At 36.7% G+C, this 4,646-nt stretch carries 5 protein-coding genes; 2 read left to right on the forward strand and 3 right to left on the reverse strand.

Going from position 1 to position 4,646, the window contains the following annotated elements:
- Positions 1-182: 182 nt before the first annotated feature.
- From HU235_RS07460 to HU235_RS07470, 3 genes are read right to left on the reverse strand one after another with little or no spacing between them, the layout of a single operon-like run.
- Positions 183-1,070, reverse strand: a complete 888-nt coding sequence (locus HU235_RS07460) for a glycine betaine ABC transporter substrate-binding protein (protein WP_174879803.1) — start codon at positions 1,068-1,070, stop codon at positions 183-185.
- Entirely contained in the window at positions 1,070-1,918 is an 849-nt protein-coding gene (locus HU235_RS07465; RefSeq protein ID WP_145582385.1) for an ABC transporter permease, read from the reverse strand. The genes HU235_RS07460 and HU235_RS07465 overlap by 1 nt, the downstream gene beginning before the upstream one ends.
- Before the next feature lies 1 nt (position 1,919).
- Positions 1,920-3,176 (reverse strand): quaternary amine ABC transporter ATP-binding protein, encoded by a 1,257-nt coding sequence (locus HU235_RS07470; protein WP_095300892.1) that lies wholly within the window; start codon positions 3,174-3,176, stop codon positions 1,920-1,922.
- A gap of 296 nt (positions 3,177-3,472) precedes the next feature.
- Between HU235_RS07470 and cudC the strand changes: the two genes are divergently transcribed.
- Complete coding sequence (cudC, locus tag HU235_RS07475) at positions 3,473-4,021, forward strand: choline uptake/conversion transcriptional regulator CudC (protein WP_174879804.1); 549 nt, start codon at positions 3,473-3,475, stop codon at positions 4,019-4,021.
- Between the two features lie 220 nt (positions 4,022-4,241).
- Positions 4,242-4,646: DUF2383 domain-containing protein (locus tag HU235_RS07480; RefSeq protein WP_174879805.1), on the forward strand; the 405-nt coding region annotated here is incomplete at its 3' end.

The following is a 4,646-nucleotide window of genomic DNA, read 5'->3' on the forward strand; positions in this document are numbered from 1 at the left end:
ATAAAACTCCTCCGTATGCTCATATTTTGGTTGGGGAACCAAAAATATTTTAGCACCACGGAAGAGTTTTTTTAATACCACGCTGAAAGCTTTTTGGAACCCTAGGCCTAGCCTAGGGTTTTCTTTTTCACAAAAAAATTACCCACATACATGTTGTACGTGGGTAATACATAATCCAATCCTTATTTTAAATCCTCAATTGAATCAAAATCCATATATTCTGGTACGACTAAGCCTGTTTTTGCACCTTCAAGGTTTGCACCAAGGTCTTCGAATTGACCTTCAAATTTCTTATATTGATCCGCATGTGTTAATGGAAGCCATCCAGCAATATGTGCATCTATACTTCCATCTGCTACTCCAGCCCACATTGGACCTGCTTCAACCTGGCTTAATGTTACTTTATAGCCTAAATCTTGAAGAACCTTAGCTACTACATTCGTGCTTGCAATTTCACTGTCCCATGCAACATACGCAAGCTTGACTTTATCACCGTTACCATTTTCAGCACCTTTTGTCCATTCTGCTACTTTATCAGCATTTTCTTCTACCCAGCTAGCTGCTGCTTCTTCAGGTGATGTGCCATCTTGAATACTGCTCATCACAACTCCCATTTCATCAGGAGTCCAATGGAATTGATCTAATACTTTATAAACACCTGGAAGATCTTCAGCTAATCCTTTACGAGCAATTGAGTGAATGTCTTCTGCTTCACCATAAACACCCTTCGGATCTTCCAAATATTTTAAATCAAACTTAGAAAACATCCAATGTGGCGTCCAACCGGTAATAACAATCGGCTCTTCCTTATCAATCGCCTTTTTTAGAGAAGCAGTCATCGCTGCCCCTGAACCTTCAATTAGCTCCCAATCTGATAGTTCATATTCTTCAAGAGCATTCGCAGTAGCCTTCATAATTCCAGCGCCTGGGTCAATTCCTGTTATTTTATAATCAACGGATTCACCGACAGAACCAGAATTAGCTGAGCTTGCATCTTTCCCTCCGCTACAAGCAGCTAAACTAAAAGATAAACCTAACGCCAATGAAACTGTTGCTATTTTTTTAATCATTATACATTTCCTCCCCTTTTTGTCTTCCCGATATTTTGCGTAATTCTATCTAGAATAATCGCAATGATTACGATTGCCAATCCAGCTTCAAATCCTGTTCCAGTTTGCAATTGTGTAACGGCACGATACACATCTGCTCCTAATCCAGGTGCTCCAACCATTGATGCAATTACTACCATTGATAATGCTAACATGATGCTTTGATTGATTCCGGCCATAATAGTCGGTAAAGCCAATGGTAATTGAACCTTAAGTAGCTTCTGTCCTGTTGTAGAACCAAATGCTTGTGTCGCTTCAATTAGATCATCTGGAACCTGTTTAATACCTAAGATCGTTAAACGAATTGTTGGTGGCATCGCAAAAATAACCGATGCAACAACTCCTGGTACTACTCCAATATTAAAGAAAAAGATAGCTGGTAACAGATATACAAATGCAGGCATCGTTTGCATAAAGTCTAAAATCGGTGTAACCACCTTACCTACTTTCTCGCTTTGGGATGCCCATATTCCAATCGGAACCCCAAGTAATATGGAAATCCCAACTGAAGTAATCACTAGCGCTATCGTATCAAGCATATTTTCCCAATACCCTAGATTATCTATTAATAATAATCCGATTATAGTAAAAAGAGCGATTTTCCAGTTACAGACTTTCCAAGCAAGTAAGCTTACGAGGAGTGCTAATATAATGACTGGGATATATCCTAAACCTAATACAATACCATCTACAAAAAATTCTAAGCCAGTTGCAATCCCTTCAAAAAACGGTTCAAAATGCTCAACTAACCACTCAATTAATACGTCTATCCAATCAGCTATTGGTAACTTTGGAAATAAATTATCCATTTTATTCTACCTCCCTTTCAACTGTTAAAGGGGGCTCGGTTATTTTATCAGCTTCGTTAATATACGTTTCATTACCTGATAGTGCACCAATTAATGCACCTCTTATAACAATTCCTTTTAAGCGATGAGCATCATCTATTACAGCTACTGGTATTGTTGCTGTTGATACCTCATCAAATAAATCAACAAGTAACGTATCCTCCGACACAGTTACAAGCTGCTTTGTAATGACTTCTTCTAACGGAAGTCCTTTTTCGATTGCTTGATTTGCATCCTGCGCTGTAACGGCTCCTATCAATCGCTTCTGTTTATCGACAATATAAACTGTAGATATTTGATGATCCTTCATCACCTTGAGCGCGATTCTAGCACCCTTTTCAAGCTGTATTGTTTCGGCTCTCTTCATGACATGACCAGCTGTTAGAACTTTTGATAAGTCAACGTCTTCAACAAAACGTTCGACATAATCATTTTCAGGATTCATTAAAATTTCTTCAGGTGTTCCTATTTGAACGATATTTCCATCCTTCATTAATGCAATACGGTCACCAATTCTTAATGCCTCATCTAAATCATGTGTAATGAAGATGATTGTTTTCTCCATTGTTGCTTGAAGATCCAACAGCTCGTCCTGCATGTCTTTTCTAATTAATGGGTCAAGTGCACTGAATGCCTCATCCATTAATAAAATATCAGGATCATTCGCTAAGGCACGAGCAAGTCCAACCCGTTGCTGCATACCACCACTTAGCTGACTTGGATATTGTTCCTCATATCCTTCAAGACCAACTAATTTAAGAGCTTCTAATGCAAGCTTTCTACGTTTCTCTTTATCTATCCCTTGGATCTCTAAACCATACTCAGTATTTGCTAGAACTGTTCGATGTGGAAATAATGCAAATCGTTGAAAAACCATACTCAATTTTTTTCTCCGGACATTTCGTAGAGCTTCCTTATTCATTGCAACTATATCTTCCCCATCAATAAGAACTTGGCCACTTGTTGGCTCTATTAATCGATTAAACATCCGAACTAATGTGGACTTCCCGCTACCTGATAAACCCATAATCACGAAAATCTCACCAGGATAAACATCAAAATTAGCGCGATTCACCCCAACAGTTGAACCTGTTTCTTTTAAAATTTCTTGCTTAGTTTTTCCCTGTTTTAGAAGCTGAGCAGCTTTTTTCGTATTCTTGCCAAAGATTTTCGAAACTTCTCTTACAGAGATTTTTGCCGAACTATTATCTTTACTCATTTTTTCACCTCAATTAAACTTTTAAAAAACGCGACGTATTATCAATATCGGCAAATCCTCCTTTTTATTTTTTGTCACGAACACTGTACCTATATAAGTATAGGAATATTACAAATAGATTACAAAGCGCAAATACTAGCATTTACCTTCGTAAACTTTGTACAGAAAAAACTGTACAGACTTAACGTTCCATATTCTTATAAATCCTCTATATTCCTCCCAATTCTTAGTCTTTACTTTCAAAACACTTAAATGTAGTCTGTATATATATAATCACTAATAGGATGTGAAAGGGTTTGCAAGAGAAAGAAGAACATGAAAGGGCTCGTGAACGAGTCATCGAGGCCATATCTCAAAATATGAATTTATATGGAGTAACTCCCTCAGTAGGTAGACTATGGGGTCTTCTTTATTTTCAAAATCAACCGATGACACTTGATGAAATGAAAAATGAACTTGGAATGAGCAAAACGAGTATGAGTACATCGGTAAGACACTTAATGGATTTGAATATGGTTGATAAAGTATGGAAAAAGGGAAATCGAAAAGATTTATATGTAGCTGAAGAAGATTGGTACCAAACTTTTATCGATTTTTTCACAATAAAATGGCGCAATGGTGTTAACATAAATGTGTCTGCAATTGAAAAATCACTAAAGGAACTAAATAAGCTACTTGAATCACCTACAATATCCGAAGAGCTTAGAATTCAAATAACTCATGATATTGAAAAGCTCCATAAAGCATTAGATTATTATGATTGGCTCAATCGACTAGTGGATAGCTTTGAGTCAGAAGAAATTTTTAATTTTATACCAAAAAAGGAACCGGATTTGCCGAAATAATTGCAATTTCAATTTCTTCAACATATATCAGATTCATCAAATAAAAAATAGTAAGCAGCGGGTTTCTATAACTCGTTGCTTTTTCAATTTTGCGCGTTAAAAACATCTAAATATCCATTATTTTATTGTTTAATTGTATAGATAAACGAATAACTCCTAATCCTATTGATATCTGGATCTACATTATATGATTAAGTCGAAACAATAAGGATGTGTCTTTATGAATAATGAGACAATTGTTGAAGAGTTAAATACCATTTTAAGAGGGACTTATATGGGAATTCGTTCAATGGAGCATTATATCCAAAGAACCGACGATTTGTCTGTAAAAAGCACTTTCCAATCGATGCAGCAAGAGGTCAAGCAAAATGCACAAGCATTAGCTGAACGAATCCAAAATTTAGGCGGAGTTCCTGCTGATGATGAAGGCTTGTCTGGCTCCATTCACTCCTTTATGCACAAGGTCATGCTCCCAAACAGTTCAGAAGCAATGATTAAGGATGCCATTAAAGGAAATGAGAACTATGGGGTTGAATACTCTGAGGAAGTTGTAAAAGGTGATTTAGACATTGAAAGTAAACGAATTGTTGAAAACATAATCGATACGAATCGGAGACATGTATCG

It is taken from the genome of Metabacillus niabensis (assembly GCF_902829255.1).
GTDB classification, from domain to species: domain Bacteria; phylum Bacillota; class Bacilli; order Bacillales; family Bacillaceae; genus Metabacillus; species Metabacillus niabensis.